Source organism: Mesorhizobium sp. P2_E9 (genome assembly GCF_056403815.1).
In genome coordinates, this window is record NZ_JBFUET010000002.1 from 325995 (window position 1) to 352391 (window position 26397).

Annotated in this window: 23 protein-coding genes and 1 pseudogene; 11 read left to right on the top strand and 13 right to left on the bottom strand. The window is 63.3% G+C overall.

The window, feature by feature from the left end; translation table 11 throughout:
• Nucleotides 1-77: 77 nt before the first annotated feature.
• Nucleotides 78-1424, bottom strand: a complete 1347-nt coding sequence (locus AC1D05_RS04775; protein WP_477438691.1) for an NAD(P)/FAD-dependent oxidoreductase — start codon at nucleotides 1422-1424, stop codon at nucleotides 78-80.
• Between the two features lie 302 nt (nucleotides 1425-1726).
• On the opposite strand from AC1D05_RS04775, the gene AC1D05_RS04780 reads away from it, so the two are divergent.
• The 3 genes from AC1D05_RS04780 to AC1D05_RS04790 all read left to right on the top strand — a co-directional run bounded on the left by AC1D05_RS04780 (nucleotide 1727) and on the right by AC1D05_RS04790 (nucleotide 6154).
• Nucleotides 1727-3577: an ABC transporter ATP-binding protein gene (locus AC1D05_RS04780; RefSeq protein WP_477438693.1), complete on the top strand. Its 1851-nt coding sequence runs from the start codon at nucleotides 1727-1729 to the stop codon at nucleotides 3575-3577.
• The gene (locus AC1D05_RS04785) at nucleotides 3577-5469 is read left to right on the top strand and encodes an ABC transporter ATP-binding protein (protein WP_477439111.1); all 1893 of its coding nucleotides are present in this window, start codon (nucleotides 3577-3579) and stop codon (nucleotides 5467-5469) included. The genes AC1D05_RS04780 and AC1D05_RS04785 overlap by 1 nt, the downstream gene beginning before the upstream one ends.
• Before the next feature lie 433 nt (nucleotides 5470-5902).
• Nucleotides 5903-6154, top strand: coding sequence for a hypothetical protein (locus AC1D05_RS04790; RefSeq protein WP_477438695.1), 252 nt, complete (start codon nucleotides 5903-5905; stop codon nucleotides 6152-6154).
• Nucleotides 6155-6571: 417 nt separating this feature from the next.
• On the opposite strand, the gene AC1D05_RS04795 is transcribed toward AC1D05_RS04790, so the two are convergent.
• The 3 genes from AC1D05_RS04795 to AC1D05_RS04805 form a co-directional block, all read right to left on the bottom strand.
• Complete coding sequence (locus tag AC1D05_RS04795) at nucleotides 6572-6760, bottom strand: hypothetical protein (RefSeq protein WP_477438697.1); 189 nt, start codon at nucleotides 6758-6760, stop codon at nucleotides 6572-6574.
• 309 nt (nucleotides 6761-7069) lie between these two features.
• Complete coding sequence (locus AC1D05_RS04800) at nucleotides 7070-7783, bottom strand: MFS transporter (RefSeq protein WP_477438699.1); 714 nt, start codon at nucleotides 7781-7783, stop codon at nucleotides 7070-7072.
• Entirely contained in the window at nucleotides 7705-8514 is an 810-nt protein-coding gene (locus AC1D05_RS04805; RefSeq protein ID WP_477438701.1) for an MFS transporter, read from the bottom strand. The genes AC1D05_RS04800 and AC1D05_RS04805 overlap by 79 nt, the downstream gene beginning before the upstream one ends.
• A 333-nt stretch (nucleotides 8515-8847) precedes the next feature.
• On the opposite strand from AC1D05_RS04805, the gene AC1D05_RS04810 reads away from it, so the two are divergent.
• Nucleotides 8848-9177: a hypothetical protein gene (locus AC1D05_RS04810; RefSeq protein WP_477438702.1), complete on the top strand. Its 330-nt coding sequence runs from the start codon at nucleotides 8848-8850 to the stop codon at nucleotides 9175-9177.
• Between the two features lie 199 nt (nucleotides 9178-9376).
• On the opposite strand, the gene AC1D05_RS04815 is transcribed toward AC1D05_RS04810, so the two are convergent.
• The 7 genes from AC1D05_RS04815 to AC1D05_RS04845 form a co-directional block, all read right to left on the bottom strand.
• Nucleotides 9377-10159 carry an ABC transporter ATP-binding protein gene (locus tag AC1D05_RS04815; RefSeq protein ID WP_477438704.1) on the bottom strand — a complete coding sequence of 261 codons (783 nt, stop codon included), beginning with the start codon at nucleotides 10157-10159 and terminating at the stop codon, nucleotides 9377-9379.
• A 10-nt stretch (nucleotides 10160-10169) separates the two neighbouring features.
• The gene (locus AC1D05_RS04820; RefSeq protein WP_477438706.1) at nucleotides 10170-11033 is read right to left on the bottom strand and encodes an ABC transporter permease; all 864 of its coding nucleotides are present in this window, start codon (nucleotides 11031-11033) and stop codon (nucleotides 10170-10172) included.
• Nucleotides 11034-11061: 28 nt separating this feature from the next.
• Entirely contained in the window at nucleotides 11062-12069 is a 1008-nt protein-coding gene (locus AC1D05_RS04825) for an ABC transporter substrate-binding protein (RefSeq protein ID WP_477439113.1), read from the bottom strand.
• 258 nt (nucleotides 12070-12327) lie between these two features.
• The gene (gene hutC, locus AC1D05_RS04830; protein ID WP_477438708.1) at nucleotides 12328-13059 is read right to left on the bottom strand and encodes a histidine utilization repressor; all 732 of its coding nucleotides are present in this window, start codon (nucleotides 13057-13059) and stop codon (nucleotides 12328-12330) included.
• Nucleotides 13060-13090: 31 nt separating this feature from the next.
• Nucleotides 13091-14116: a zinc-dependent alcohol dehydrogenase gene (locus AC1D05_RS04835; RefSeq protein WP_477438710.1), complete on the bottom strand. Its 1026-nt coding sequence runs from the start codon at nucleotides 14114-14116 to the stop codon at nucleotides 13091-13093.
• A 15-nt stretch (nucleotides 14117-14131) separates the two neighbouring features.
• Nucleotides 14132-15454: a histidinol dehydrogenase gene (gene hisD, locus AC1D05_RS04840; RefSeq protein ID WP_477438712.1), complete on the bottom strand. Its 1323-nt coding sequence runs from the start codon at nucleotides 15452-15454 to the stop codon at nucleotides 14132-14134.
• Between the two features lie 83 nt (nucleotides 15455-15537).
• Nucleotides 15538-16311, bottom strand: coding sequence for an SDR family NAD(P)-dependent oxidoreductase (locus AC1D05_RS04845; protein ID WP_477438714.1), 774 nt, complete (start codon nucleotides 16309-16311; stop codon nucleotides 15538-15540).
• Nucleotides 16312-16541: 230 nt separating this feature from the next.
• Here AC1D05_RS04845 and AC1D05_RS04850 point away from each other — a divergent pair.
• From AC1D05_RS04850 to AC1D05_RS04880, 7 genes and pseudogenes are all read left to right on the top strand, one after another.
• A pseudogene (locus AC1D05_RS04850) lies at nucleotides 16542-17644 on the top strand (histidinol-phosphate transaminase).
• Nucleotides 17645-17802: 158 nt separating this feature from the next.
• Complete coding sequence (locus tag AC1D05_RS04855) at nucleotides 17803-19086, top strand: NAD(P)/FAD-dependent oxidoreductase (protein ID WP_477438716.1); 1284 nt, start codon at nucleotides 17803-17805, stop codon at nucleotides 19084-19086.
• Between the two features lie 469 nt (nucleotides 19087-19555).
• Nucleotides 19556-20698, top strand: coding sequence for an extracellular solute-binding protein (locus AC1D05_RS04860; RefSeq protein WP_477439115.1), 1143 nt, complete (start codon nucleotides 19556-19558; stop codon nucleotides 20696-20698).
• A gap of 98 nt (nucleotides 20699-20796) precedes the next feature.
• Nucleotides 20797-21735 (top strand): sugar phosphate isomerase/epimerase family protein, encoded by a 939-nt coding sequence (locus AC1D05_RS04865; protein ID WP_477438718.1) that lies wholly within the window; start codon nucleotides 20797-20799, stop codon nucleotides 21733-21735.
• Nucleotides 21732-22664: a carbohydrate ABC transporter permease gene (locus AC1D05_RS04870; protein WP_477438720.1), complete on the top strand. Its 933-nt coding sequence runs from the start codon at nucleotides 21732-21734 to the stop codon at nucleotides 22662-22664. Before AC1D05_RS04865 ends, AC1D05_RS04870 begins: the two co-directional genes overlap by 4 nt.
• Entirely contained in the window at nucleotides 22664-23557 is an 894-nt protein-coding gene (locus tag AC1D05_RS04875) for a carbohydrate ABC transporter permease (RefSeq protein ID WP_477438722.1), read from the top strand. Before AC1D05_RS04870 ends, AC1D05_RS04875 begins: the two co-directional genes overlap by 1 nt.
• Before the next feature lies 1 nt (nucleotide 23558).
• A complete protein-coding gene (locus tag AC1D05_RS04880) occupies nucleotides 23559-24629 on the top strand; it encodes a Gfo/Idh/MocA family oxidoreductase (protein WP_477438724.1) in 1071 nt (356 codons plus the stop codon).
• 27 nt (nucleotides 24630-24656) lie between these two features.
• Here AC1D05_RS04880 and AC1D05_RS04885 read toward each other — a convergent pair whose 3' ends face one another.
• Nucleotides 24657-25463: an SDR family NAD(P)-dependent oxidoreductase gene (locus tag AC1D05_RS04885; RefSeq protein ID WP_477438726.1), complete on the bottom strand. Its 807-nt coding sequence runs from the start codon at nucleotides 25461-25463 to the stop codon at nucleotides 24657-24659.
• A complete protein-coding gene (locus AC1D05_RS04890; protein WP_477438728.1) occupies nucleotides 25460-26314 on the bottom strand; it encodes an NAD-dependent epimerase/dehydratase family protein in 855 nt (284 codons plus the stop codon). Before AC1D05_RS04890 ends, AC1D05_RS04885 begins: the two co-directional genes overlap by 4 nt.
• Between the last annotated feature and the right edge of the window lie 83 nt (nucleotides 26315-26397).

Consider the following 26397-nt stretch of genomic DNA (forward strand, 5'->3'; position numbering starts at 1 on the left):
AATAATCAGAACCTATCCGCCCGGAAAGGTGTCAGATCGATCGCCGGCGGCAAACCAGCGGCAAGTTGCGACACGATCTAGAGGCTGGGTCCCAGCTCGATCGGGCTGCCATCGCTGAAGCGGGATTGACGGAACCTGTGAAGATCATGTCCGATCTCGTTGCCCTGGACGAGGTCGGACACGATGCGGCCCATGCCGGGTCCGATGCCGAAGCCGTGGCCACTCATCCCGGTGGCGATAACGAGACCTGGAATTTCGGCGGCACGATCAACGATCGGCACGACATCCGGCATCGCATCGATCATGCCCGCCCAGCTCGCCTTGATTGGCACTGTCTTGAACTGCGGGAAGAGTGCGCTGAATTCGCGGTCGATATCGCGTAGCGCCGAGGTTTTGGGGGCAGGATTGAGGATGCGCATCCGTTCGAACGGACTTTCCTCGTCCGCGTTCCACTTGCGTGGGGTCGACCAGCTGTCCGGAAACCCTCGCGGCGCCGCCGGCAAATAGTGGGTACCAAAAGGATTGGCCATCAGCGCGGAAACATATTTGCGCGCGTGACGAAAAGCGTCAGGCCCGACATAGAGCTGGTTGGTGCCTCCCGATGCCAGCGTGTAGCCGCCATCCTGCCGGCGCCGGAATGCGATATGGTCGTCGGCGACGGCACCCGCATGGATTTCGGGCATGGGTCCGGTCGCGGCGACAGTCGCCCTGACGCTAAGCTGCGGGATGGAGACTCCGTGTGCACGCAGAAATAGTGACGTCCACGCACCACTTGCGACGACAGCGTTTGAGGTTGCGATACGCCCCTGCTCGGTCCAGACCCCGCTAATGCGTCCAGCCGATATGTCGAGCAGACGCGCCGCGCAATTCTCGATGATCGTGACGCCCTGCCGGGCGGCCAGCCGGGCAAGCGCTGGCACCGCAACCCAAGGCTCGGCGCGCATGTCCGATGGGGTGGTCATTGCACCCTTGAAAGAGCGCGACACGGCCGGGATCAGCCTGGCTGTCTCGTCTTGGTCAAGGAGACGCGTGTCGACGCCGTGGACCTGGGCAACTTGCAAGAACTTCGCGAAGCCGGCCATCTCCTTGTCCGTTCGTGCAAGATAGGTGACGCCCGTCTGCTTCAACCCGATGTCTTCGCCGCACTCTTCGGCCAGTTGACGCCAGAGGCGTTGCGCTTCGATCACAACAGGCAGTTCAGCGGCATCGCGACCCTGCTGCCGGATCCAGCCCCAGTTGCGCGACGATTGCTCGCCGGCGATGCGCCCCTTTTCCAGCAATGTCACCGTAATGTTCCGTCGCGCCAGGAACAGAGCCGTGGTCACACCGATGACGCCACCGCCAACGACCACAACCTCGCAAGCCTTCGGCAACGGCGCCTGAAACTGGATCGGCATGGCTTCGGTGAAGGGAAAATTTGTCAAAGAAGATTATCCTCTTGGCATTCCACGCGTGGAATGTCGGCCATGCCTGACAGAACTGATAGTCCGTCAAGGCTCGGTCGAGCTGGAGAATCTGCGCGTCAACGCCGTGAATTGTTTATGCCAGCGAGTGTCCAGCACCTGGCGACGACCGATGGCGGCACTGCCCGTCAGGCACAGTGCGATACCGCCATTGGCCCCTTGAAGGGTCAAGTCGGACACGCGTAACATCGCGCCATCAAGAACTGAGTCTGCTTCATTCGTCCGGGCTAATGTCCGGATTGGACTGGATATTTTCCTTGGCAATGGACGCAACCAGCGGCGCGGCGAAGCGCGGCAAATCGTTTGCCCATGTGGCGGAAGCCTCGTGGGGCAAGGGCCTCAGCACCTTGCTGCGCATCGTGCGCATGACGCTGCGCCATCCCTGGCAAGTCGCCATCACCCTCGTCTCGACCTTCATCGCGGCCACTCTGCAGCTTTTCATCCCACGCCTGCTGGGACGCGCCATCGACCAGGCGCAAGGCGTGATGGCCGCGGGCGCCGGCACCGCGGCCGAACAGGCGCTGTGGCACACGGCGCTGACGCTGCTCGTCGTCAGCATCCTGCGCGGTCTCTTCACCATGGCGCAGAACTACTATGGCGAGGCCGTCGGCCACCGCACCGGCTATGAACTGCGCCTGGCTTTCTACGAAAAGATCCAGCGGCTGAGCTTTTCCTACCACGACAAGGTCCATACCGGCGATCTGATCACGCTCGGGCTGCTCGATCTCGACGGCGTGCGCATGTTCTTTTCCACCGGCATCCTGCGCGTGGTGCTGCTCGGCGTGCTGATAGGTGTCGGCGCCTACCTGCTGATCAGCACCGATCTCGTGCTCGGGCTACTCAGCCTCAGCTTCGTGCCGTTCGTCGCCTGGCGATCGTCGGTGACCCAGCTCAAGTTGCGCAGCACATGGCTGACCCTGCAGGAGCGGCTATCGGTGCTGAGCCGAGTGATGGACGAGAATCTCGGCGGCATCCGTGTCGTGCGCGCCTTCGCGGCGCAGCGCCATGAGCTCAAAAAATTCGACCGTGCCAAGCAGGACGCGCTGGAGCTGGCCAATGAGCGCGTCGACATCCGCGTCTCCAACACCAGCGCCATGAACTTTTCTTTCCTGGCCGCCATGGGCCTCGTGCTGTGGTTCGGCGGTCAGAAGGTGATCGCGGGCCAGATCAGTGTCGGCACGCTGGCGCAGTTCCTCACCTTCATGACCATCCTGCAGATGCCGGTGCGCCAGCTCGGCCTGATGGTCAACTCGTTCGCGCGCGCCTCGACCTGCGGCACGCGGCTGTTCGAACTGCTCGACACCGAACTCGACATCAAGGATGCGCCTGATGCCAGGGAACTCGCCATCACCGAGGGCGTGCTGCGCTTCGACAATGTCGGCTTCCGCTATGAGGGCGCGGGCGACCGTCCGACCCTGTCCGGTATCTCCTTCGAGGCCAGGCCCGGCGAGACGATCGGCATTGTCGGCCCGCCGGGCAGCGGCAAGTCGACCATCGCGCACCTGATCCCTCGCTTCTACGATGTGACCGCAGGCGCGATCACCATCGACGGCCAGGATATTCGCAAGGTCACGCTGCAATCGCTGCGCAAGGTGGTCGGCGTCGTGCAGCAGGACGCGTTCCTGTTCACCACTTCGATCGAGAATAACATCGCCTATGGCAATCCCTGGGCGCGCGAGACCCGCATCGGGCAGGCCGCCGAGTATGCGCAGCTACACAACTACATTATCGGCCTTCCGGCCGGCTACACCACGGTCGTCGGCGAGCGCGGCGCCTCGCTTTCCGGTGGCCAGCGCCAGCGGCTGACCATCGCGCGCAGCCTGATGCTGCGGCCATCGGTGCTGGTCTTCGACGATTCCACCGCCGCCATCGATGCCGGCACCGAGCAGCGCATCCGCGCGGCGATGAAGCGCTTCGCCAGGGATCGCGTGACGCTGATCATCTCGCACCGGCTGAGCTCGCTGATGCATGCCGACCAGATCCTGTTCGTCGAGGGCGGCCGCATCGTCGAGCGCGGCACGCATGAAGAGTTGCTGGCGCTCGGCGGTCGCTATCGCGCGCTCTACGACCTGCAGCTGCGGCCGGACGACGACCGGCTCGAGGGAGCCGCATGATGTCGACGCAGGACGATGACGAGAAGGACGACAAAAGCGGGCGGCCGACCAAGGCGGTCGTCGGTTCGCATCGCGACGAGGAAGAGGTTTTCGGCAAGGCCTATGATCCGCGCATCATCAGGCGCATCTGGAGCTTCGTCAGCCCTTATCAGGGCCGGATCTTCATCTCGGTCGCGGCGGTGCTGGTGTTCACGCTGACGCAGCTGGCGATCCCGCTGGTCATCCGCTACGCCATCGACCACGGCATGGCGCCGGGGCGGCTCGATCGTTCGGTGATGATCTCCGCGATCGTCACGTTCACCGTGATCATCCTGATCAACTATGCCGCCAGCCATGTGCAGGAGAGCGTCGTCGGCAAGGTGGCCGAGAATGTGCTGTCCGATTTGCGCCGCGCCATGTTCAGCCATTTGCAGCGCGTCTCGCTCAGTTTCATGGACAAGACCGAGGTCGGCCGGCTGATGTCGCGCCTGCAGGGCGACGTCAATTCGATGCAGGAATTTCTCGAAACCTCGGTGATGTCGGTGGGCGACATCGTGCTTTTGTTCGGCATCGTCACCGTCCTGCTCTGGCTCGATTTCAGGCTCGGGCTCTTGACGCTGTCGACCATGCCGGTGCTGTTCATCGTGCGTCTGTTATGGCTGCCGCGCGCCAAGGTCGCCTTCATGGCCGCGCACGAGACCAACTCCATCGCCAACGGCGCGCTGGCCGAAGGCATCCACGGCGTGCGCACCGTGCAGAGCCTCGAACGCCAGCACGTCAATTTCGACCTCTATGACGAGAAGGTGCTGGCCAACCTCAACGCCCATCTGCGGTCGGCGAGATACGCGCAGGTGATGGTGCCGATCGTCGACACGCTGACCGGCATCGCCATGGCGACGGTCATCGTCGTCGGCGGCTCGATGGTGCTGTCGCACAGCCTCGATGTCGGCGTCATGGTGGCGTTCCTGTTCTACATCCAGCGCTTCTTCGACCCGATCCGCTCGCTCACCATGCAGTACAGCGTGATGCAGCGCGCCATGGCTTCGGGGCAGCGCATCTCCGAAGTGCTCGACGTGCCGGTGGATGTCAGCGACAAGGACAATGCGGTGGCGCTGTCGCGCGACATGGACGGCTCGGTCGAATTCAGGAACGTCACCTTCGGCTACCGGCAGAACCAGCCGGTGCTGAAGAACATCTCCTTCCGCGTCAATCCGGGCGAGACGGTCGCCCTTGTCGGCCCGACCGGATCGGGCAAGTCGAGCTCGATGGCGCTGGTGCACCGCTTCTATGATGTCTGGTCGGGTGAGGTGCTGGTCGGCGGGCATGACGTGCGCGACCTGACGCAAGATTCGCTCGGCGATCAGGTGGCCATGGTGCTGCAGGAGCCGTTCCTGTTCTCCGGAACGGTGCTGGAAAACATCCGCTACCACAAGACATCAGCCAGCCGCGAAGAAGTGATGCGCGCGGCACAGGCCGTCGGCGCGCATGACTTCATCGAGCAGCTTCCCGACGGCTACGATACCGAACTCGAACAGCGCGGCGGCAACCTCTCGCTCGGCCAGCGCCAGCTGATCAGTTTTGCGCGCGCTCTGGTCGCCGACGCCAAGATCCTCGTGCTCGACGAAGCCACGGCCAGCATCGATTCCTACACCGAGATGCTGATCCAGAAGGCGTTAATAACGCTGCTCGAAGGCCGCACCGGGCTGGTCATCGCCCACCGGCTGGCCACCATCCGCGGCGCCGACCGCATCGTCGTCCTGCAGAATGGCGAGATCGTCGAAAGCGGCAACCACGAACAGCTGATGCAGAGGAAAGGCCTCTACGCCCGCCTCTACAACATGAACTACGCCTCCTTCGACGACATTTCGCAGGAAGAGATGGGAATGGACGCGGCGGTCGGCAAAGCCACGTGAATGTTGCCGTTCCAGCGCAGATTGCGCAGGACGTGTGATGCGGCAGCTGCTGCATTCTTACGGAATAAGGCCGCGAGGTTCAAGGAAGTGGCTTCGCTGATTGTGCCAAGACCAGTGCATCGGCTTTGGTACCCTGCGCCCAGGATCAGCTATTCCTTCGAAGACGCAGATGCTGCCGACGCTCATGCAAGGCGATGAGCCCTGTCAGGGCCAAGTTTAGATCCTGGGCGGCTGTGTCGCACCTGACACGTGAAGGGCCGAAGTCCTTGGTGATCCGTCGTGCCTGGGCCTGCGTGATCCCGTGCTTCCTGGCGAAATAGGCGGTTTCATAGGGTTTTTGCACAGCCGGTTAGCGCCATCTCTTCTTGTTGTCGACCGGGAGAGGACGAACAGCCCCGGGCGAAAACGTGTATGTGGCAAAAGGATCCGGCTTATGAGCGGGATGCCCATATCCAAATCGACCGCCGAAATCTCCGTCAGCATCCTGGTATTGGGACGTCAATTCGGGCGGCGTGCGCACCGCTTCGGTGTGGTCGTGATCTTCCGTTGTGAGCGGGCCAGGTCTTTTCATGCAGCTAAAGAAATCGTCAGGCCGGTTGGTTCCTTGCTGGACCCGGACATGGTTGCCGAAACCTTTCCAGCCGAGGTGCGAGGCCATCGGTTCGTTGGGCGGGTCATGCCTTGAGTCCATTGGAACAAGAATGCCGTGCGGAACGTTGGTGGATGTCAAAGTAACAGAAACAATTCATGCCCTAAAGGGCAAGAGCGGTGAACGGCCAACGCGGCCGGGCTCGCTCAGGAGGCGCATATGGATATCACCACAATCCTGGTCATAGTTCTTATTGTTATCGTGCTGGGCGGTGGCGGATTTTACGGCCGCGGACGCTGGTACTAGCGTTCCGTAAGTGGATAATCTGCACAACAGCATTCTGGAGGCTCGCTGGCTTCTTGTTCGATCGGAATCCCCCAAGGGCCTGTGTCCTCCGCCAAGGGCGCGGGCCTTTTCGTTCTATCCTGGAACAGACCTGATCTGCTCGGCCGGTTGGAGGGCGATCTTTTCGACCTGTGGCCACTTAGGCACTGCGGCGGCGACCCAGACGACTTAGCCGGCTCCTGCTTGACTGAATACAACCGTGCCATCGTCCTTGCGAACTTCCACCGCTACGATCCCGTCGTTCTGCTTTCGAGCAAGAAATGTCGCCAGCGCGTGATCTCTTGCGACTTTCTCGGCACCGAAGGGCGTCTTTTCAACGATGCCCTCTTTCCCGTACCAAATCACCATATAGGCCATCGCTGAGACTCCCCTGCAGGCGCTTCGAGGCTTTCCGGTTGTCTATCCAGTACGAATGTCTGACAAGCTGAAGGCGACACCACCCAGTCCGTACCTGGCGCGCGCAGCCGGAGAAGGCTACAGCCGCTCCACCAGAAAGTCGATCATTGCCCGGATCTTGGCAGGCTGCCATCGCGCCCGGGCAAACAGCGCATAGGCATGCACGAGGCTGTAGGATGGTCGAGCTAGAGAGCGACGAGCGCACCGTTGCGCAGGTCGTCGTCAACGACGAGAAAGCCGGGCCGCGACATGTTTCGGTGCCGGCAGAACCTATTTGCCAGATCGCCGGACGTGGCCGCTGACCTGCACGCCGTCCTCGGCACGCAGGTACAGGAAGCCGGGAATGGAGATCAGCGGGATGATCGCGGTCAGCAGGAATACCTGGTGAAAGCGTTCCGGCGTCAGGATGTGGGTCTCCCCTGCAATCAGGCCCAGCAGCATGGCGGCGATCGAGACGCCGAGCGAAACGCTGAGCTGTTGCAGCACGCCGCCAAGGCTGGTGGCGCGGCTGAGCTTGTCCGCCGGCAGGTCGGCGTAGGACAAGGTATTGGAGGTCATGAACTGCGCCGAACGGACAATGCCGAACAGGAAGACGTAGACGCCGATCATCCAATGCGGTGTATCCGCGTTCATCAGGGCGAAACCCGCCACGGTGGCAGAGCCGACGACCGCGCTGCCGATCAGCACGGCACTGAAGCCGAAGCGCCGCAGCAGCGGCGACAGCAGCGGCCGTATGAGCAAGGCACCGAAGCTGCCGACGAAGGTCAGCGAGCCTGAGGTGACCGGGCTCATGCCGAAGCCGACCTGCAGCATCAGCGGCATCAGGAACGGCACGCCGTTGAGACCGACGCGGCACAGGCCGCCGGCAAGCGTGCCGACCCAGAAGGAGCGAAATCGAAACAGCGTCAGGTCGACGGCCGGTGCCGCGACGCGGCGCGCATAGCGCCCGAAGGCGAGCAGCAGCAGGACAGAAGCGGCCAGCACCAGCACGGTGGCTGAAACGGGAATGATCGGCCGGCCGATGTTTCCAGCCCGAATTGCAGCAGCGCCACGCCGAACCCGACCATCAGGAATCCCGGGACGTCGAAGCGCTGCACCGCTTCCTCATGGAAATCGTCGACGAAGTGCAGCGCCGCCAGAATGCCAACGCAGCCGAACGGCACGTTGACGTAGAATATCCAGCGCCACGACGCGTAGGTGGTGAGCAGGCCGCCGAGCAGCGGCCCGATGACCGGCCCCAAGATGGCCGGCAAGGTCATGTAGGTCATGGCGGTGATCAGTCTGCTGCGCGGAAAGCTGCGCAGCAGGATCAGCCGCCCGACCGGGGTCATCATGGCGCCGCCCAGTCCCTGCAGAGCGCGCATCGCCAGCAGCATGCCGAAACTGTTGGCCATACCGCACAGTGCCGAGCCCAGGGTGAAGGTGAACAGCGCCAGCGCGAACACTTTTCGCGCGCCGAATCTGTCGGCAAACCAGCCGCTGACGGGAATGAACACGGCGAGCGTCAGAATGTAGGTGGTGATCGCCAGGTTGAGCCGGACCGGTGTCGTGTCGAGACTTTGCGCGATGGCCGGGATCGCGGTGGTGATGATGGTGGAATCGAGCTGCTCCATCAGAAAGGCGATGGCGACGATGATCGGGATGATCAGCCTCAGCCGCGGATCACGCTCGGTGGCAAATTGAGGCTGTTCCAATGCTGCGGCCAATTCCGTCATGCGCGCGGCTTATAGTCTCTAGCCAAAGTGGCGCGTCCCGGTTCAAAGGCAAGATTAGCTTACATGTGCCAGCCAACGGGGGCCGATCGCACGGCCCGTCGTATGGTCCGACAAATAGGTCAGGGGTAGTCATTTCGACCCTGCCGGAAGTCAACAAATCTTGACCGGTGCCATGAGTGGGAGGGGACATCGGCAAGACAGGCCACCGCATCGCGATGTCACCTTGGGACACTGCACAGTTCAGCGAGCGTCCGTCCCGATTTCGTGAAGGAACGTGTCCGGCGAGGGACGGCTTTCCTCCCCATATGTTTTGGACGGAAAGGAGACATTCTCATGAAAAGGCAACTCGTATTCACCAGCTCCATCCTGCTGGCCTTGGCCACGAGCGCGATCCCGTTTGCCACCGTCGCCGATGCCGCCGTCGTCAGGCACCATTTTGTCCACATCACCGCTGCCCATGGCGGCTATACGCAGGCCGCGCACGGTGGACGCGCAAGGCACGGTGGCTGGGTTGGCGGCGGTTGGACTGCCGAAAATTCGGCCACCGGCAATGGCTGGATGGACAGCTATTACAATGGCTACGGCAGTTACCATGGCTATGTCGGCGACTTCTGCGGAACCATCGCCTGGACACTCGACCTCTGCGGTCCCCACGGCCCCTGATTGCTGACCGCTCCCGCCGACCCGCGCAGGACAGCCGGCCCGGATATTCCGGGACGGCTGCGGCGTCATTCCGCCCAGCGCCGCCGACGCTCCGCCCCGATTTCGTGAAGGAACGTGTGCAGTGAGGAGGCTGTTTTTCTCCAAAACAAACATGGCTCGGGTGCCATGGCTCCGTCGGAACCAGCGGGGTGCCTGGATGCTACGCCATTTCGGGACGTCTCGATGCCTCGCGGATCGCCTTGTGCACGCCGCGCTGCAAATCCATGAAGGTCGGGGTTTCCATCACCTCTTCCCGGCGCGGGCGCTCGATGTCGACATTGAAAGTCTGCATGATGCGTCCCGGGCCGATCCCCATGACGACGATGCGGTCCGACAGATAGACCGCCTCCTCCACGTCATGGGTGACGAACAGCACGGTCAGCCTGTGCTCTTCCCAGATCTGGGTCAGCAGTTCCTGCATCTGATGGCGGGTCAGAGCATCGAGCGCGCCGAAGGGCTCGTCCATCAGCAGCATCTTGGGCCGATAGGACAGCGCGCGCGCAATGGCGACGCGCTGCTTCATGCCGCCCGAGAGTTCGGACGGATAGCGGTCGGCGCTCTGCGACAGCTTGACGAGGTCGAGATGCTCGAGCGCGATCTCGCGGCAGGCCGTGCGATCGTAACCGGCGGCCTTGAGCGCGAATTCGATGTTCTGGCGCGCCGTCAGCCAGGGAAGCAGCGTATAGGACTGGAAGACGACGCCGCGGTCGAGGCCCGGCTGCAGGATCGGCGCGCCATCGATGCTGAGATCGCCGGCGTCGAAGTCCTGCAGTCCGGCGACGATCGACAGCAGCGTGCTCTTGCCGCAGCCCGACGTGCCGACCAGCGAGACGAACTCATTGTCGGCAAGGTCGAGATTGATGTCGCGCAGCACCTCCGTGCGCCGCTCGCCGGTGCCGAAGCTCTTGTCGAGACCGGCGATGCGCAATTTGGGAACAGTCATCGGCGGTTCCTCATTGCGAGTGGCCATCCTGCCGGAAGAGCACCTTTTCCAGCGCCTTCATGACCTGGTCGGTGATGAGACCAAGCAAACCCAGCAGCAGGATGTAGCCGATGATGGTGTTGGTCTGGAAATAGCGCTGCGACACGGTGATGCGATAGCCGAGCCCGGATGTCGCCGCGACAAGCTCGGCCAGAACCAGCCAGGTCCATGCCCAGCCGAGGCTGATGCGCAGCGTATCCCAGATGCCCGGCAGAGCGCTGGGCACGACGATGCGCGTCAGGATATTGCGATCCGGCAGGCCGAGCGTGCGGCCAAGGCCGATGAAATCGGCGGGAACCCGTTTCACATTGTCCATGATCATCAGCACCTGCTGGAAGAAGGTGCCGATGAAAATGATCAGGAATTTCTGCGTATCGCCGGTGCCGGCCCACAGGATGGAAAGCGGCACGAAAGCGACGACCGGCATGTAGCGGATGAAATCCACCAGCGGCTCGATGGCCGCTTCCCAGGAGCGGAAACTGCCGATCAGCACGCCGATCGGGATCGACAGTGCCGAGGCGATGAGGAAGCCGATGGAAATGCGGTACGCCGAAGCTCTGAGGTCCAGCCACAAGGTGCCGTCAGTCGCGAGCTTGGCGATCTGCGTCGCGACGCTGCCGGGCGACGGCAGGAAGATCGGCTTCACCCATTCCAGCCCGGTCGCCGCCCACCAGGCGAGGCCAAGCCCGACAAAGACAGCCACCGCGATCATCAGGAAACGCGACCTGGCGATGGGCACGCCGATCCCGGAGGATCGGCGGCGCCTGGCTTGTCTTGTGGCGGCCTTTGGCGCGGGGCGCGCCAAGTCGGTTTTCGCGGGGGGCTCTGCGGACATCTGCGTTACCACCGCGATCCGGGCTTTGTCATTCGGCTGCCTTGACGAAGGCCGGGTCGATCATCTGCTCCGGCGTCACATCGGCCTGCAGCAGCTTGGCGTTCTTGGCGGCAGCCTCGACATCGGCGAAGGTCTTGGTGGTGAAATCGCCGGTAAGCGCCGTCTTGTTTTCGGCGAGCGAGTAGTAGCGCACGCCGTCGAAAGCGGTGTTGAGGTCCTTGACGTCGGAACCGACGGCCTTGGCGATGATGGCGCGGCCGCCGGGCGTGTCGGCATTATAGTCCTTCAGCGCGGCATCCCAGCTCTTGATCATGGCCAGCACTTGGCCGGGCCGCGACTTGATCACCTCGTCGCGCACCACCAGCACGTCGCTGATCAGGCCGGGATCCTCGCCGGCGGTGAACAGCAGCTTGACGTCCTTGTTCTGCGCCATGGCGACGGTGAGGTATGGTTCGTAGGTGACCGCGACCGGCACCTGACCCGCGATCAGCGCGCCGCCGGCGTCGGACGCCGGCATCGGAACGGCTTTCACATCATCGATCGACATGCCGTTCTTGGCGAGAGCGTATTTGAGCAGGATGTCGCTCGTCGTGCCTTCCTCGAAGGCGACCTGCTTGCCCTTGAGGTCCTTGATGGAGGTGACGTCCTTGCCAGCGATGATGGCATCGGCCGTCATCGAGACATCGAGGAGCAGCACGATCTTCACCGGCAGGCCGGCGGCGACCATGCCCATCGCGGTGTGGGTGGCGATGTTGGCGGCGTCGAGCTGGCCGCTGGCGAGCGCGGCGTTGATGTCCTTGTCCTCGGCGAAATTGACGATCTGGACGTCCGACAGGCCGTTTGCCTTGAACAGGCCCTTGGCGTCGGCGACATGCCACTGGCCGTAGCCAAGCCAGGGCTCGATGCCGATCTTGAACGATCCGGCCTCAGGCGTGGTGGGAATGGCCGCATCGGCGGCGTGGGCCGCTGGCGCGGCGGCGAGCCCGATGGCGGCGGCCATCACGAGCGCGCGAAATTGTCCTGCTAGGTTACGCATCATCTAGTTCCCCTTGATGATCAGACCGCTTTTTTACCCAGGCATCCGGTCTGGTGAGACTGTGGGGTTCTGCTCTCGCGGCATTGTGCCCCGGCTCTTGCCCACCACTTCATGGTGAAGTGCAGGGATATTTCAGCGTCAGCGGCAGCGGATGTCAAGGCTAAAATACATACATGCATATACAAGTTAGACGGGGCCAATTTTCCCGTTGATCCGGCCGGTTGGCCTCCTCTATCCGCCGCGTTCGCCTCCTTGCCGTCAGTTCGCCTTGGAAGGGGAATAGCGACTGCCGAGCGAGTAGCGGCTGCCGACATAAGTCAGCTTGCTGATGGTGGCGACGATCGCGCCCGTCCATGTGCGGCGGTGCAGAAACAGGCAGCAGCTGCCGACATCGATGTTGAGATGCCGCGCCGTCTCGGCGTCGGCGGGGATCGCGGAGATGATGTGCTCGACCTCGGTCACTGGGGTTTTCTGCATGAGGTAGTCGTAGGTCGCCGTCTTCGAGAAATCCTGCTTGTCATAGTCGGGGATCAGGCTCGGATTGACGAAGCGCTCTTCCAATTGCACCGGCAGATCGTTCTCGAAATTGACGACGACGGAGTGATAGATCGAAACACGCTTTGGAAACTCGAAGGACAGGGCGAGCTCCTTCGTTGGCGTGATGGTTTCCAGCACGAGCACTTCGGAGCGATGCCGGTTGCCGCGCTCGACGATCTCGGCCGCGATGTTGTTGATCTCGATCAGCGTCGATTGCGGCCGGGGTGGCGCGATGAACGTGCCTACACCTTGCAGCCGGATCAGGAAACCCGCTGCGGTCAGTTCCCGCAAGGCGCGGTGAACCGTCATCCGCGAGACACCAAGCGAAACCACCAGCTCATTCTCGGACGGCAGCTTGCGATCCTTGCCCCACCGGCCCGTTCCGATGTTGGCCAGGATGTAGTCCTTCACCTTCTCGTAAAGGGGGCTCGCCGTATCGGGCAAATCGATCATTTCAAAATCCTTTCCGGCAATTTATCGGAAATCACGCCGGCTCAACAGGTTGCCGCATGCGGATGATTGTTTTCAAGCCGTCGCTTTGCCCCGCCAATAACCGCTCATAGGCAGCCGGTGTCTCGTCGAGACCGATCTCGCGATCGATCAGGGCGAGCAGCGGCTCGCTCAGTTCACCCAGCATCCGCACGGCGTCGGGCAGTTCGTCGGCGAAGGCATGGCATCCCAGCAACGCGATCTCGCGTTCGACCAGGAGATTGGGGTCGATGTCGAGACGGCCGTGGAATATGCCGACCATTGCCACGGCACTGCCGGAATCGAGAACGCCGAGCAGTTGAGTGAATGCGGCGATGCTGCCGGTCGCCTCGACGGCGGCCAACAATGGAGCATTGCCGGTCGCGGCGGTAATGGCATCGCGGTCGAGGTCGACAATTGTTGCGCCGGTCACCCGCGCCACGCGGGCGCAGCGCGCCTGGTTGCGGTCCGCGACAAGCACGGTGCCGGGGAAAGTTCGGGAGAGCAGCAGCGCGGCAAGGCCGCCGATCGGCCCGCAGCCGACGACAAGCACCGAGCCTGCCGCCTTCGGCAGACGCCGCACCGCGTGCAGCGCCACGCTGAGCGGCTCCGCCATCGCAGCGACCCACTCGTCAAGCGCCGGATCGACGACATGCAGCAGACGCGCGGGCAACACCGCCTGTTCAGCGAAGCCGCCGTCGCAGACTTCTCCGACGAAGCCCAGCGAAGCGCAGAGGTGGCGCCTGCCGGCACGGCATTGCGCACAGTCCCCGCACCAGAAGCGGGAATCGGCGACCACCCTGTCACCGACGTCGACGGTGTCGACGCCCTCGCCGAGCGCGATCATCGTGCCGGTCAGCTCATGGCCGGCCGTCGAAGGCGACCGGCTTATCCATTGGCCGGTGCGGAAATTGTGCAGGTCCGAACCGCAAATGCCGGCGGCATCGACCCTGAGCTTCACCCAGCCCGCATCCGGCGCGCCCGGCCAAGCGATATCCTCGACGCGCAGATCGCCGGGTCCATAAAGCCGTGCCGCCTTCATCGCGATCGTCTCCGCTCAGCCGGCGAGGTAGCGGTCGCGGATTTCCGAGACCGCGTTCTCATGCGAACTGAAGCCCTCGTAACGGGCGAGCCTGCGGGCATGCATCGCCAGTTCCGGATAGGCGGCCGAGGTGACATAGCCGACCGACGAGCGCTTGACGAAATCCGTCACCGAGAGTGGCCCATAGGTTCGCGCCCAGCGGCTGGTCGGCAGTACGGCATTGGGCCCAAGGACGAAGTTGGCAAGGGTCACCGGCGTGTGCGGCCCCATCAATATCTCGGCCGCCTCCGTGATGTGCCCGAGATGCGCGAACGGCTCCTTCGACAGGATCTCCAGATGTTCGGGGGCATAGTCGTTGATGAAGCGGTAGCTGTCTTCCAGCGACGCGGTCAGCACGATGCCGCCGCGCTTGCCGGTGAGCACCGCGCGCGAGAACTCCACACGCTGTTCGGTCATCCGCGACCAGTGCTCGGGAAGTGCAGCGAGCGCTGCTTCGGCGACCTTGCGGCTGTGCGTCACCAGATAGGCCGAGGAATCAGGCCCATGCTCGGCCTCGATCAAAAGATCAAGCGCGGCAAGGCCGCCGTCGACACTGTCATCGGCAAAGATGATGGCTTCCGAGGGGCCGGCCGGAAGACCGGTGTTGATGATCGACGACAAGACGCTCTTGGCCGCCACCACCCACGGGCTGCCCGGGCCGACGATCTTCAGCGCGGGCTTGACCGTCTCGGTGCCGTAGGCGACGGCGGCGACGGCCTGGGCGCCGCCGCATTTGTACACCGTCTGCACACCGGCGAGACGAGCGGCGACCAGGGTCGCCGCATCCACCGAACCGTCGGCTGTCGGCGGCGTCACGATGGCGATCTGCGGCACGCCGGCGATGACAGCCGGAACCGAGGTCATCATCGTCACCGACGGAAAGGCGCCCTTACCGCGCGGCACGTAAAGCGCGACGGAGGCGATCGGCGTGTAGCGGTCGCCGGCATAGGCGCCTGGCCGGACTTCCTTGAGCCACATGGTTTCCGGCTTCTGCTCCTCATGGAAGCGCCTGATGTTGTCGATGCCGAACCCGATGCTCTCGACGACATCCTTCTCGACCTTGTCGAAGGCCGCGTCGAACTCCGCTTCCGAGACCTTCAGTCCGCCTTCGATCACATTGGCCTTGTCGAGTTCCCTGGCGAAGCGGATCAAAGCGGCGTCACCCTCGTCCTTGACGGCCTGGATGATCGGGCGGACCTTCTCGACAAAGACCGACAGATCGGCCTCGGCGCGTTTCAGCAGGCTGGCCCGCTGGGTGGCGTCGAGCGATGACAGATCGTGGAAGCTGATGTCGGACATGGGTATTCCTCTTTGTTGGAACGCAATGGGGCCAGCCGGTCACAGTGCGGAAGATTTTGATTTCGAACCTATGGCGGGCCGCCTCAGATCGATGCCAGGAAACCGCCATCCACCGGAATGGACTGGCCGGTTATGTAGGCTGCCGCATCCGAGGCGAGGAACACGGCAACGCCATGCAGATCTCGCAGATCGCCGAAACGGTGCTGCGGGATCTTGGCCAGCATCGATTGCTGCCATGCCTCATTGCTGTAGAACACATCCGTCATCGCCGTCCTGAAATAGCCCGGAGCGATGGCGTTGACCCTGATGCCGAGATCCGCCCATTCCGCGGCAAGAGCGCGCGTCATGCCGAGCAGGCCGGACTTCGACGAGCCATAGGGCACCGCGGTCGGAATGCCGACTTCGGAAGTCAGCGAGCAGAGGTTGATGATGGCGCCCGGCCGGCCGGCGTCGCGCATCTGCCGCGCCGCGGCCTGGGCACAGAAGAACGCCCCTTTGAGATTGGTGTCGACGATCCGGTCCCACAGCGCCTCGTCGACGTCGAGCGAAGGCCGAACCTCTTCCATCCCGGCATTGTTGACGAGGATGTCGAGACCGCCAAGCAGGCTCGCGGCCTCGGTGGTGGCAGTCCGGCACCGATCGACATCGGTGACGTCGAGCGCAACGGCATGCGCCACCCCGCCGGCCGCACGGATGGCCGCTGTCGTCTGCTCGAGGGAGACCAGGCTGCGCGCGGTGACCGCGACGTCGGCGCCGGCCGCGCTCAGCGCCTCGGCAATGCTGCGGCCTATGCCACGGCTGGCACCGGTGACAAGCGCTTTCCTGCCGGCAAGATCGAACAGAGAAGCATTGCGCATGTGATCCTCCTTGCCGGTGTCGGTTCCCGCTTCGATGCCGAAACTATCAGATCAGGTTACATATACAAGCATATACAAACCGTTTCGGCTACGCTACTCCTGACAGAAATTCGCCGCACCACCGCGCCCGCCGGTGACCTGGCTTGCCCCGGGACGATGCCGCGAAACCCGATGTTTGAGAACCCGGCCGAAGACGGAAGTTGCTTGGCCGACCGCAGAGGAGCCTGCTCGTGTCGAAAGCCTCAAATATGGTCCGAACCGAAGTCACGCGCCTGTCGCCTTACAATTCCGGACTGACCATCGCCGAGGTCATGCAGCGATACGCGCCAGTCAGGATCGCCAAGCTGGGCTCGAATGAAACCCGCTTGGCCCGAGCCCGACGCTCGCCACGATAATGCAGGCCGGTGCCGAGATGTTCCGGCTCTACCCGGATCCGGCCGGGCGCGAGCTGCGCCAGGCTATCGCCGCCAAATATGAAGTCGGCGAGGATCAGGTCATCCTCGGCAATGGCTCGGAGGATCTTCTCTCCGTCATCAGCCGCGCCGTGCTGCGGCCCGGCGATGCTGTCGTCACGCTCTATCCGTCGTTCCCGCTGCATGAGGACTATGCGACGCTGATGGGCGCGAGCGTCAAACGCGTGGCCGTCAACGACGATCTCACCATCGATGTCGACGCCCTGATCGAGGCGGTGCGCGAACGGCCCCGCATGCTGCTGTTTTCGAACCCGATGAACCCGGTCGGCAGTTGGCTCTCCGGCGGCGATCTGTCGAGGGTTCTGGATGCAGTCGGCGACGAGACGCTTGTTGTCGTCGACGAAGCCTATGCCGAATATGCCGAGGGCGAGGACTACACTTCGTCCCTGCCCGACCTCGGCAAGCGCGACCTGTCGTGGATCGTGCTGCGGACATTTTCCAAGGCGTTCGGGCTTGCCGGGTTGCGGATCGGCTTCGGCATCGTCGGCGACCCGGAATTGCGCGCGCTGCTCGACAGGGTGCGCACGCCGTTCAACGCCAATGGCGTTGCACAAGCCGCCGCGTTGGCGGCGCTCGTCGATGAGGAACACCTCGCCAAGGTTGTCGCTCTGGCCAAGACGGAGAGAACCCGTGTCGAGAATTTCCTTAGCAGCAAGGGCCTCGAAGTCGCCCCTTCGCGCGGCAACTTCCTGTTCTTCAACTGCCGGCACAATGCCAGCGCATTCGTCGAAGGCCTGCTGCGCGAAGGCGTCATTGTCAAACCCTGGAAGCAGGAAGGTTTCGACAGCTATGTGCGCGTCAGCATCGGCTCGCCAGCGGAGAACGACCACTTCATGGCCGCTCTGTCGCAACTGTTGTGATTTCCCGAAAGCCATGCTGAATTGCCTGGCGCGTCAGGCGCGATATTCGAGGGTCTGCCGTTTCCCTCATGGAGTTTCTTACAGGTGGCGCATTCGCTTTCGCCCAATGGCTTCAGCCCAGCCTCTCTGACCTCCCGGCCACTTTGACGATGTCCAATATGCTCGAAAGCAGCCCGCCCCGGAGCCTCTACCGCGAAACGGCCGGCGGCACCGGCAATTACCCTGCCCTTGCCGGCGCGCGGCGGACAAGGGTCGCCATTGTCGGCGGTGGCTTCACCGGCCTTTCGACCGCCTTGCATCTGGCGGAAGTCGGCGACGACGTTGCCGTGATCGAGGCCCAGCAGCCGGGCTGGGGCGCATCGGGCAGGAATGGCGGCCAGGTCAATCCCGGTCTGAAATATGACCCCGACACGATCGAGGCGATGTTCGGCCCTGAGCTTGGGCCGCGGATGATCGATTTCTCCTATGGCGCGCCGGATTTCACCTTCGGCCTCATCAAGCGCCTGTCGATCGCCTGCGAGGCACGGCAGAACGGCACCATACGCGCGGCGATCCGGCCGAAGCCGGAAACCGCGGTGCGGACCACGGCCGCGCAATGCGAACGGCGGGGCATGCCGGTCGAGATGCTGGATGCGCAGGCGATGGCGGTGCGCACCGGAACCGACAGATACATATCCGGCATGTTCGACGCCCGCGGCGGCGACCTCCATCCCCTAAAATACACACTTGGCCTGGCAGCCGCAGCCAAGAGCGCCGGCGCGCGGATTTTTGGTGGCAGCGAAGTCCTCTCGCTGAAGAGGGAGGCCGGACGATGGCTCCTCAAAACTGCCAATGGCTCGGTCAGCGCCGAGAAGGTGCTTATCGCGACCAACGGCTATACCGGCCCCCTTTGGCCGGGCCTCGAGCAGTCGCTGGTTCCGGTGTTCAGCGCGATCGCGGCGACCGAACCGCTTGCGCCGGCGGTCGCGGCCGCGATTCTCCCCGAAAGACCCGTCCTCTACGAAGCCGGCAACATCACCGTGTACTACCGCATTGACGCCCAGAACCGTCTGCTCATGGGCGGCCGCGGACCAATGAAACCCATCGGAGATGCTTCCGCCATCCGCTACCTCACCGACTATGCGCAGCGGCTGTGGCCGACACTTGCGGGAACACGCTGGACGCATGCATGGAACGGCCGGGTTGCGATCACCAAGGATCATCTCCTGCACATTCACGAGCCGGAAGGCGGCGTGCTGATCTGCCTTGGCTACAATGGCCGTGGCGTCGCCATGGCCTCGGCGATGGGCGCTGCCCTGGCGCAACGTCTGCAAGGTAACGAGGCGCCGCCGTTTCCCATGCCGATATCGCCGCTCAAGACAATCCGGTTTCACCGCTTCTGGCCGGTCGGGGTGAAGGCGGCGATCCTTTCGGGGCGGCTGAAGGACCGGTTCGGCATCTAACGCGAAGAGTTCGCCCAGCCCGACAACTCCGTGGGATCGCAGGCCTGGCCTTTCGGCCAGCGGTTTTGCGTCGACGCCTTTTCATACCCGAACGCGAAGCCGAGCCGTTTTCGCTCCCGGAACGCTCCCATCATGCCGATCAAATTATAGGCACACTTGCCGATTGACAAAAATCATAACAGGCGACCAAGATCATATGACCATCAACGATATTTGGTCCCGAGGTTGCCCCTCGGCATTGGCGAAAAGGAGAGCCAGATGCCCGTTCAGCAGAGAGTGACCCATCGTTCGAAACAAAGCCCCGCCAGCTCCATCCCTTGCCACCGCACTGCTAGGCCTCAGCCTGATCACACTGCCAGGCGTCGGCCATGCCGACGGGATCACGCTCAAGGTTTTCGGCGGCTCGGCCCTCGACGAACTCGCGCCGCGCCAAGCGCCGGACGAGCAGAAGAAAATCCAGCAGCAGGTCATCGACGGCTTCCTCAAGGCCAATCCCGACGTCACCGCGGTCGAGTGGGACGCCCAGGGGCCGCAGACCGATTCGATCCAGCGCCTGATGACCGCCAAGCTGGCAAACCAGGAAATAGACCTGATCGCCTGCCCGGCCTTCTACACCAATGGCGCCTATGTCAGGCGCAAGCTGGTGATGCCGATCACCGACAAGATCAAGCCTTTCCAGGATAGGATCGACGCCGCCGCACTCGGCGCCTTCACCATCAGCGGGCAGGTCTATGGCGTGCCGATCTCGACGCTCTCGACATCGACGATCTTCTACAATGTTGATCTGTTCCAGAAACTCGGCATCTCGGTTCCGCCGACCTATGACGACCTCAAGGCCGCCGTGCCGAAGTTCAAGACGGCGGGTGTGATCCCACTGCTGCATCAGGGCTCCAACACCGTGATGTGGCCGATGTGGTATTTCGAAACCTTCTCCCAGGCCTCGGGCGATGCCATCGGCAAGACGCAGAAGAACCTCGAAGGCACGGCCAAATTCACCGATGCGCCCGATGTCGAAGGCTTCAAGCTGATCAAGCAATGGGTCGACGACGGCATCCTGTCGAAGGATTCGCTGTCGGTCGACCAGGACGGCATGCGGGCAGCCTTCGCCGCCGGCAAGAGCGCCATGTACTATGGCGGCACCTGGGAAATCCCGTCGCTTCAGACCAGCGTCAAGGCGTTCAAATGGGGCGTCTTCGCCTTCCCGAAAATGGACGGCACGCCGGGTGCGCCGGGCCATGGCGGCGGCGCCGACAACGGCATGTGCGTCGCCTCGTCGATCCCGCCCGAAAAGCTCGAGGCGGCGGTCAAGTTCATCGAGTATCTGACACGGCCGGAGGTGGCGACGCTCTATCTCGCACCGGAGCAGCCGATCGCCGCTTCGATCAAGGGCGTGCCGCAGGTCGAGGACGCCTATGCCGTCGAGCTGCGCAAGCAAGCCTTCCCGAGCACGATCAAGTTCCTCGACTGGATCTGGCCTTCGGAAGTCGCGTCAGCCACGGCCTCGGCCATTGCCGGCATCGTCGGCGGCACGACGACGCCCGAGGATGCCGCCGCCTCGATCCAGACAACCTTCGACGACCTCAAGGCGCAAGGCAACTGGCCGCCGAAGTAAGAGCGGACTGAGCGAGCGCGCATCCAGCCGAGTGATGCGCCAAGCATGAAAACAGAGGTCGCCCGCTTCGGGGCAGCCTCATCAATCGGAGAGACCACATGACGCAAACCCGTGCCGAGCGGCAGCGCTTCTCGATCGGCCATCATCTGAACAGCTGGGACCTGACCGGCCTTCCGCTCCGACCAGCCATCAAGTTCCTGGCCGAACAGGGTTTCGGCTGGTTCGAGATCCTCGCCTTCACCAGCCTGTCGGACCAGTACGCCCGCAAATACATGCAGCTCGGCAACCAGGCGCCGATGGGGGTCACCACCGACACCGACATCCTGCGGCGTTACGCACTGCTCTCGGAAGGCCAGAGCGAGTATGGCATCAGGCTCTCCTCCTTCTACGTCAACGCCATCTTCACCAACCCTGTCGCCTGGCCTTACGAACGCGACGTGCTGGTGGCGCTGACCCGGATGCTGAAGGGGTTTGGCTCACCGGTCCTGGTTCTCGGCGGCGGTCCCTCGGAAGCGATCGCCGGCCCCCACACGGCCGACGACTACCGCGCCTTCTGCCGCGCACTCGAAGATATCGGCAGGCGGACAAAAGATCTTGGCATCGAGACGGTCTATCACCCGCATCTCGACACCTTCATCGAGCGCCGCGACCAGCTCGATCGCATGATGGACGAGCTCGACACCAATCTCGCCGGCCTCTGCATCGATCCGGCGCATCTTGCCCACACCAATTCCGATCCAGTCGACGCGGTCCGAACCTACATCTCGGCCGTACGCTACATGCATTTCAAGGACACCAGGGTGGACCCGGCGCTCAAGGGCTATGACCGCTATGGCGCCTTCTGCGAACTCGGCGCCGGTGTCGTCGATCTCACCGGCATCGTCGATGTGCTGCTGGACGCAGATTACGACGGTCTCGCCATCATCGAGCTCGATGCGTCGAAGAAGACGGCGGAGCAAAGCACGCTGGAAAGCATCGCCTATGTCAGGGACACGCTCGGCCTTGTGCTGACGCCGCAAGGCGCCAAGGCCGCATGACCGCGCGATCACAAGAAGCTGCTGCTTCTGGCCGCTCCGATCCCTGGCGCTTTCTTGCCGGGGACGGTGCGGTGGCCTTCTTGATGATCCTGCCTGCCGCTATCCTGTTTTGCCTTTTTTACCTCTGGCCCTTCGTCAATGGTTTCTGGCTCAGCCTGCACAATTGGGACGGGTTTTCCGACCCGACCTGGGCAGGCCTTTCCAACTATCAGCGCCTCCTGCACGACCGCATCTTCCTCGGCGCGCTGCGCAACAATTTGATCTTCGTCGTTGCCGTCGTCATCCTGAAGAATGTGCTCGGCCTCGGGCTGGCGCTGCTGCTCAATCGGGCGCTGGTCGGGCGTGCCTTCTTTCGCGCTGCTGCCTTCGTGCCGGTGACGATGTCCTTCGTCGCCGTCGGGCTGCTCTGGTCCTGGATCTACAATCCGGTCTTCGGCCTGCTCAACGGCGCGCTCGACCTGTTCGGCCTCGGCGGGTTGAAACAGTCCTGGCTTGGCGATGCCGACATAGCGCTCTATTCGATCATCGTCGTCGACGTCTGGAAATGGCTTGGCTTCCACGCCGTCATCTATCTCGCCGGGCTGCAGACAATCCCATCGGAACTCTATGAATCGGCCAAAATGGACGGCGCCGGTCCACTGCAACGTTTCCGGCACGTCACCGTGCCGATGATGATGCCGATCATCTTCATCAACACCATTCTCGGCCTGTCCGGCGCCTTCGTGCGCAACTTCGACATCGTCTACGTGCTGACGAAGGGCGGCCCGAACCACGCCACCGAAGTCGTTCTCACCTACATGATGAGCAAGGCCTTCCAGGACGGCGCCATGAGCTATGCCGCGGCGATCGGCTACGTGCTGTTCCTGATCGTCGGGCTGGCCAGCGTCGGCCTGCTCGCGCTGATGCGGCGGCAAAGGCTGGATGTCTGATGAGCGCCGCAGCCAAGCCTTCGCTCACCTTCGATAACGGCGCTGCCCGCCGGCCACGGCGCCTCGACGCGCGCGGCCTGCTCGAAGTCGCGGGCATCTACGCGGCCCTCGCTTTGGTGCTCATCGAGACACTCTATCCCCTGCTTTGGGTGCTGTTCGGCTCGCTCAAGACCAAGGAGGAGATGCTGAGCAACATCTGGGGCCCGCCGTCGAGCCTGGTGCTGCAGAACTATGCCGATGCCTGGCGCATAGCCGGCATGGGATCGCGCATCGTCAGCAGCGTGCTGGTCACCGGTTCAGCCCTGATCATCCTGGTCGTCGTGGCAACGCCCTGCGCCTATGCATTGGCGCGGCTGCGGTTTCCCGGACGCGGCCTGGTGTTGGGGATAGCGGTGGCGGCCATGCTGGTGCCGCCGCAGGTGATGGCCATCCCGCTGTTTATGGTTGCGCGCGACCTCGGCCTGATCAACAACCGGCTCGGCGTCGCCTTCGTCTATGCGGCGACATCGCTGCCGCTGTCGGTCTTCATCCTGCGCAGCTTCTTCGTCACGCTGCCCGCCGATCTCGAGGACGCCGCGCGCGTCGACGGTGCGAGCCGGCTCGAAATCCTGATCCACATCATGCTGCCGCTGGTGCGGCCGGGCGTCGCGCTGATCCTGATCTTCGGCTTCATCGAGATCTGGAATGATTTCTTCCTGGCCTTCCTGCTGCTGCGCGACCCTTCGGTGCAAACCATCCCGCTCGGCCTGGTCAGCTTCTTCCAGCAGTACGATTCGCTCTGGACACTCTATTTCGCCGCGTTGACGATCACGACACTGCCGGTAATCGTCGTCTTCCTCGCCATGCAACGGCAGTTCATTGCCGGCCTGACGGCCGGCGCCGTGAAGGGTTGATATGCAGGATCGGGTTATCGGCGTTGGCGTCATCGGTTGCGGCGAGATCGCCCAGCTGATGCATTTGCCCTATCTCATGGAATTGCCGGCGTTTCGCATCGCCGCTCTATGCGACATCTCGCCCGGCACCGTCAACAAGGTCGGCGAGCATTACGGTGTCGCCGCCCGCTATACGGACCATCGCGCTTTGCTTGCCGATCCCAATGTCGATGCGGTCGTGATCTGCACTTACGACCATGGCGAAATGGTCGCAGACGCGATCCGCGCCGGCAAGCACCTGATCGTCGAGAAGCCGCTGGCCTTCACACCGGAGGAAGCGCGCCCGCTGGTCGAGCAGGCCGAACGAAGCGGTCTCGTCGCGCTTGTCGGCTACATGAAATTCTACGATCCCGGCTACGAGACCGGGCTGGAGCGCATTGCCGCGATCGGCCGGCCGAAGTCGATCCATGTCCATGATTTCGCCGGCCGCTTCGACCGCTATGGCCAGCTCTACACGCAGACGCGCATCGCCGATGTCGCGGCCGAAATGCTGGCGGCGGGACGCGATGCGGTCGCCCGGCGCGTCGAGGCGGCACTCGGCGCCGATCATGCCGGCTATCGCGACCTCTATCTGCTGCTGCTCGGTCTCAGCAGCCATGACCTTGCCGTCATGCGCGGCGCCTTCGGCACGCCGGACCGCGTCGTTCATGCGCAACAGACCGGTCCGAACCAGTTGCTGGCCGTACTCGATTATGGCGGCGTACCTTGCCTCTTCGACATGGCACTCGCCCAGTATGAATGGTGGGACGAGTGGATCCATGTCCATGGCGAGCGCGACGAGGTGCGGATCGAATTCCAGAACCCCTATTTCCGCAACGCCTCGGCAATTGTTCGCGTGCGCGAGGCGACAGGCGAGGCCGCATCCGAGCGCATCATACCGGGTGTCCCCGACACCTCGTTCCGCCGCGAATGGCAGCATTTCGCCGACTGCATCCTGGCCGGAGCACAGCCGCGCACCCCCCTTTCAAGCGGCCTCGCCGATCTCGACCTTGCGGTCCAGATCATCAAGGCAATGCCGCCGAAAAGACTTTGAGACGCCAGCTGAGGCGTGAGATCAAGGTTAGCGAAATTTCGGAAACGCGTTGCCGGCCGGCGCGTTGGCCCAGCTCTGCAAGGTCTGGCCGCCGTCGATCAGCCAGTCGACGCCGGTGACGTGCCTTGCCTCGTCCGAAGCGAGGAACGCCACCGCGGCCGCGACATCGTCCGGCTGGCCGATGCGGCGCAACGGGATGCGGTCGGCGAAATGCTGGACGCTGCTCTTGAAATCGCCGTCGCCGGAAGCCGGCACGCCGAGCGTCGTCTCGATCACGCCGGGGCAGATGGCGTTGACGCGTATGCCGTAGGGCGCGGCATCGAGCGCCGCGACCCGCGTCAGCCCGACCACGCCATGTTTGGAGGCGACATAGCCGGCGCCGCCCGCAAGCACGTCCCAACCGGCCATGGACGAGCCCATATTGACGATCGAGCCGCCGGTCCCAGCCTTGATCATCGCCTGGAGCGATGCCTGCAGGATGAGGAAGACGCCGCGCAGATTGATGCGGATGATGGTGTCCCAATCCTCGACCGGCAGTTCGTGCACCGGAGCGACGGCGCCGGAAATGCCGGCATTGTTGAACACCACATCCAGCCCGCCAAATGCCTCGACGGCCGTTGCGACGGCGCCGCGCGCAGTCTTCTCGTCGGTGACGTCGGCTTCGATGGCGATGGTGTTGTTGCCGAGAGAGCGAGCCAGCTCACGGGCCGCCGCGCCATTGCGGTCGACAATGGCGACGCGCGCGCCTTCGTCGAGGAAACGCCGGACCGCGACACTGCCGATGGCGCCGGCGCCGCCGGTGACAAGGACCTTCTTCTGGTCGAACCGTTTCATCCCTCGGTCTCCGGCTGTGGATAGGAACGCCATGAATGCTCCGGCACGAAGCCGATCGTTTCGCGCGCATGGACCGTGTCGAGCACGGAACCGAAACCGGCGATCGGCCGCGACAGGGCAACGCCTGGATAGGCCCGGCGCACCAGCGCTTCGGTCTCCTCCTCCATGAAGGTGTCGGCAGCACTGAGCAGGACGCGCAGATGACCGTCGCCCTGCCATTCGAGCGCCCGCAGGAAGCCTTGCCCAGCGTCGCGCGCGTCGAGATAGGCCCACAGGTCGCGGGCGCTGTCGGCGGTGGCGCGGCGCGGACCGACGCCGGCGAAGAAGGATTGCGGGGTCTGGATCCATGGCATGCGGATGCTGACCGCCGAAAAGGCACTTCTGCGCACCGCCGCGTCGACGATTTCCTCGCCCAGCCATTTCGACAGGCCATAAGGGTCCTGCGCGCCGACTGGATGGTTCATGTCGACCGGCAGATAGGGCGGAACGACCGTCTTCTCGAAGAAAGGATAACCGAAGACGCTGAAGGACGAGGCATAGACGAAGCGGCTGATGCCAGCCATGGCGGCGGCCTCGACGACATTGTAGGCGGTCGCGACATTCGTCTTGAACACCTCGCCGCCGGCCCGCCCGGTCGGCCGCGGAATGGCGGCGACATGGACGACAGCATCGCAATCGCGCACCAGCTGCAGGGTCGACCCCAGATCGGTCAGGTCGGCGGTGGCATGCCGCCACGGTGCCGTACCCGGCGCCACGGCATCGATGCCCGTGACATCATGGCCGGCCGCGACCAGCGCCGCCGCAACATGGCGGCCAAGCAAGCCACTTGATCCGGTAACGATCGTCCTCATGTCTCAGCCCTCGGCCCGGCTCAGTCCGGATAATTGAATATCATTGATGGTCATACAAATCGAACACCTGATAAGTGTTTCTT

What these genes read in the sequence shown, in the direction of transcription:
- AC1D05_RS04780 (WP_477438693.1), top strand. Translation starts at nt 1,727, where the DNA reads ATGGACGCAACCAGCGGCGCGGCGAAGCGCGGCAAATCGTTTGCCCAT.
- AC1D05_RS04785 (WP_477439111.1), top strand. Translation starts at nt 3,577, where the DNA reads ATGTCGACGCAGGACGATGACGAGAAGGACGACAAAAGCGGGCGGCCG.
- AC1D05_RS04790 (WP_477438695.1), top strand. Translation starts at nt 5,903, where the DNA reads ATGAGCGGGATGCCCATATCCAAATCGACCGCCGAAATCTCCGTCAGC.
- AC1D05_RS04795 (WP_477438697.1), bottom strand. Translation starts at nt 6,760, where the DNA reads ATGGCCTATATGGTGATTTGGTACGGGAAAGAGGGCATCGTTGAAAAG.
- AC1D05_RS04805 (WP_477438701.1), bottom strand. Translation starts at nt 8,514, where the DNA reads ATGACGGAATTGGCCGCAGCATTGGAACAGCCTCAATTTGCCACCGAG.
- AC1D05_RS04810 (WP_477438702.1), top strand. Translation starts at nt 8,848, where the DNA reads ATGAAAAGGCAACTCGTATTCACCAGCTCCATCCTGCTGGCCTTGGCC.
- AC1D05_RS04815 (WP_477438704.1), bottom strand. Translation starts at nt 10,159, where the DNA reads ATGACTGTTCCCAAATTGCGCATCGCCGGTCTCGACAAGAGCTTCGGC.
- AC1D05_RS04820 (WP_477438706.1), bottom strand. Translation starts at nt 11,033, where the DNA reads ATGTCCGCAGAGCCCCCCGCGAAAACCGACTTGGCGCGCCCCGCGCCA.
- AC1D05_RS04825 (WP_477439113.1), bottom strand. Translation starts at nt 12,069, where the DNA reads ATGCGTAACCTAGCAGGACAATTTCGCGCGCTCGTGATGGCCGCCGCC.
- hutC (WP_477438708.1), bottom strand. Translation starts at nt 13,059, where the DNA reads ATGATCGATTTGCCCGATACGGCGAGCCCCCTTTACGAGAAGGTGAAG.
- AC1D05_RS04835 (WP_477438710.1), bottom strand. Translation starts at nt 14,116, where the DNA reads ATGAAGGCGGCACGGCTTTATGGACCCGGCGATCTGCGCGTCGAGGAT.
- hisD (WP_477438712.1), bottom strand. Translation starts at nt 15,454, where the DNA reads ATGTCCGACATCAGCTTCCACGATCTGTCATCGCTCGACGCCACCCAG.
- AC1D05_RS04845 (WP_477438714.1), bottom strand. Translation starts at nt 16,311, where the DNA reads ATGCGCAATGCTTCTCTGTTCGATCTTGCCGGCAGGAAAGCGCTTGTC.
- AC1D05_RS04855 (WP_477438716.1), top strand. Translation starts at nt 17,803, where the DNA reads ATGCTCGAAAGCAGCCCGCCCCGGAGCCTCTACCGCGAAACGGCCGGC.
- AC1D05_RS04865 (WP_477438718.1), top strand. Translation starts at nt 20,797, where the DNA reads ATGACGCAAACCCGTGCCGAGCGGCAGCGCTTCTCGATCGGCCATCAT.
- AC1D05_RS04870 (WP_477438720.1), top strand. Translation starts at nt 21,732, where the DNA reads ATGACCGCGCGATCACAAGAAGCTGCTGCTTCTGGCCGCTCCGATCCC.
- AC1D05_RS04875 (WP_477438722.1), top strand. Translation starts at nt 22,664, where the DNA reads ATGAGCGCCGCAGCCAAGCCTTCGCTCACCTTCGATAACGGCGCTGCC.
- AC1D05_RS04880 (WP_477438724.1), top strand. Translation starts at nt 23,559, where the DNA reads ATGCAGGATCGGGTTATCGGCGTTGGCGTCATCGGTTGCGGCGAGATC.
- AC1D05_RS04885 (WP_477438726.1), bottom strand. Translation starts at nt 25,463, where the DNA reads ATGAAACGGTTCGACCAGAAGAAGGTCCTTGTCACCGGCGGCGCCGGC.
- AC1D05_RS04890 (WP_477438728.1), bottom strand. Translation starts at nt 26,314, where the DNA reads ATGAGGACGATCGTTACCGGATCAAGTGGCTTGCTTGGCCGCCATGTT.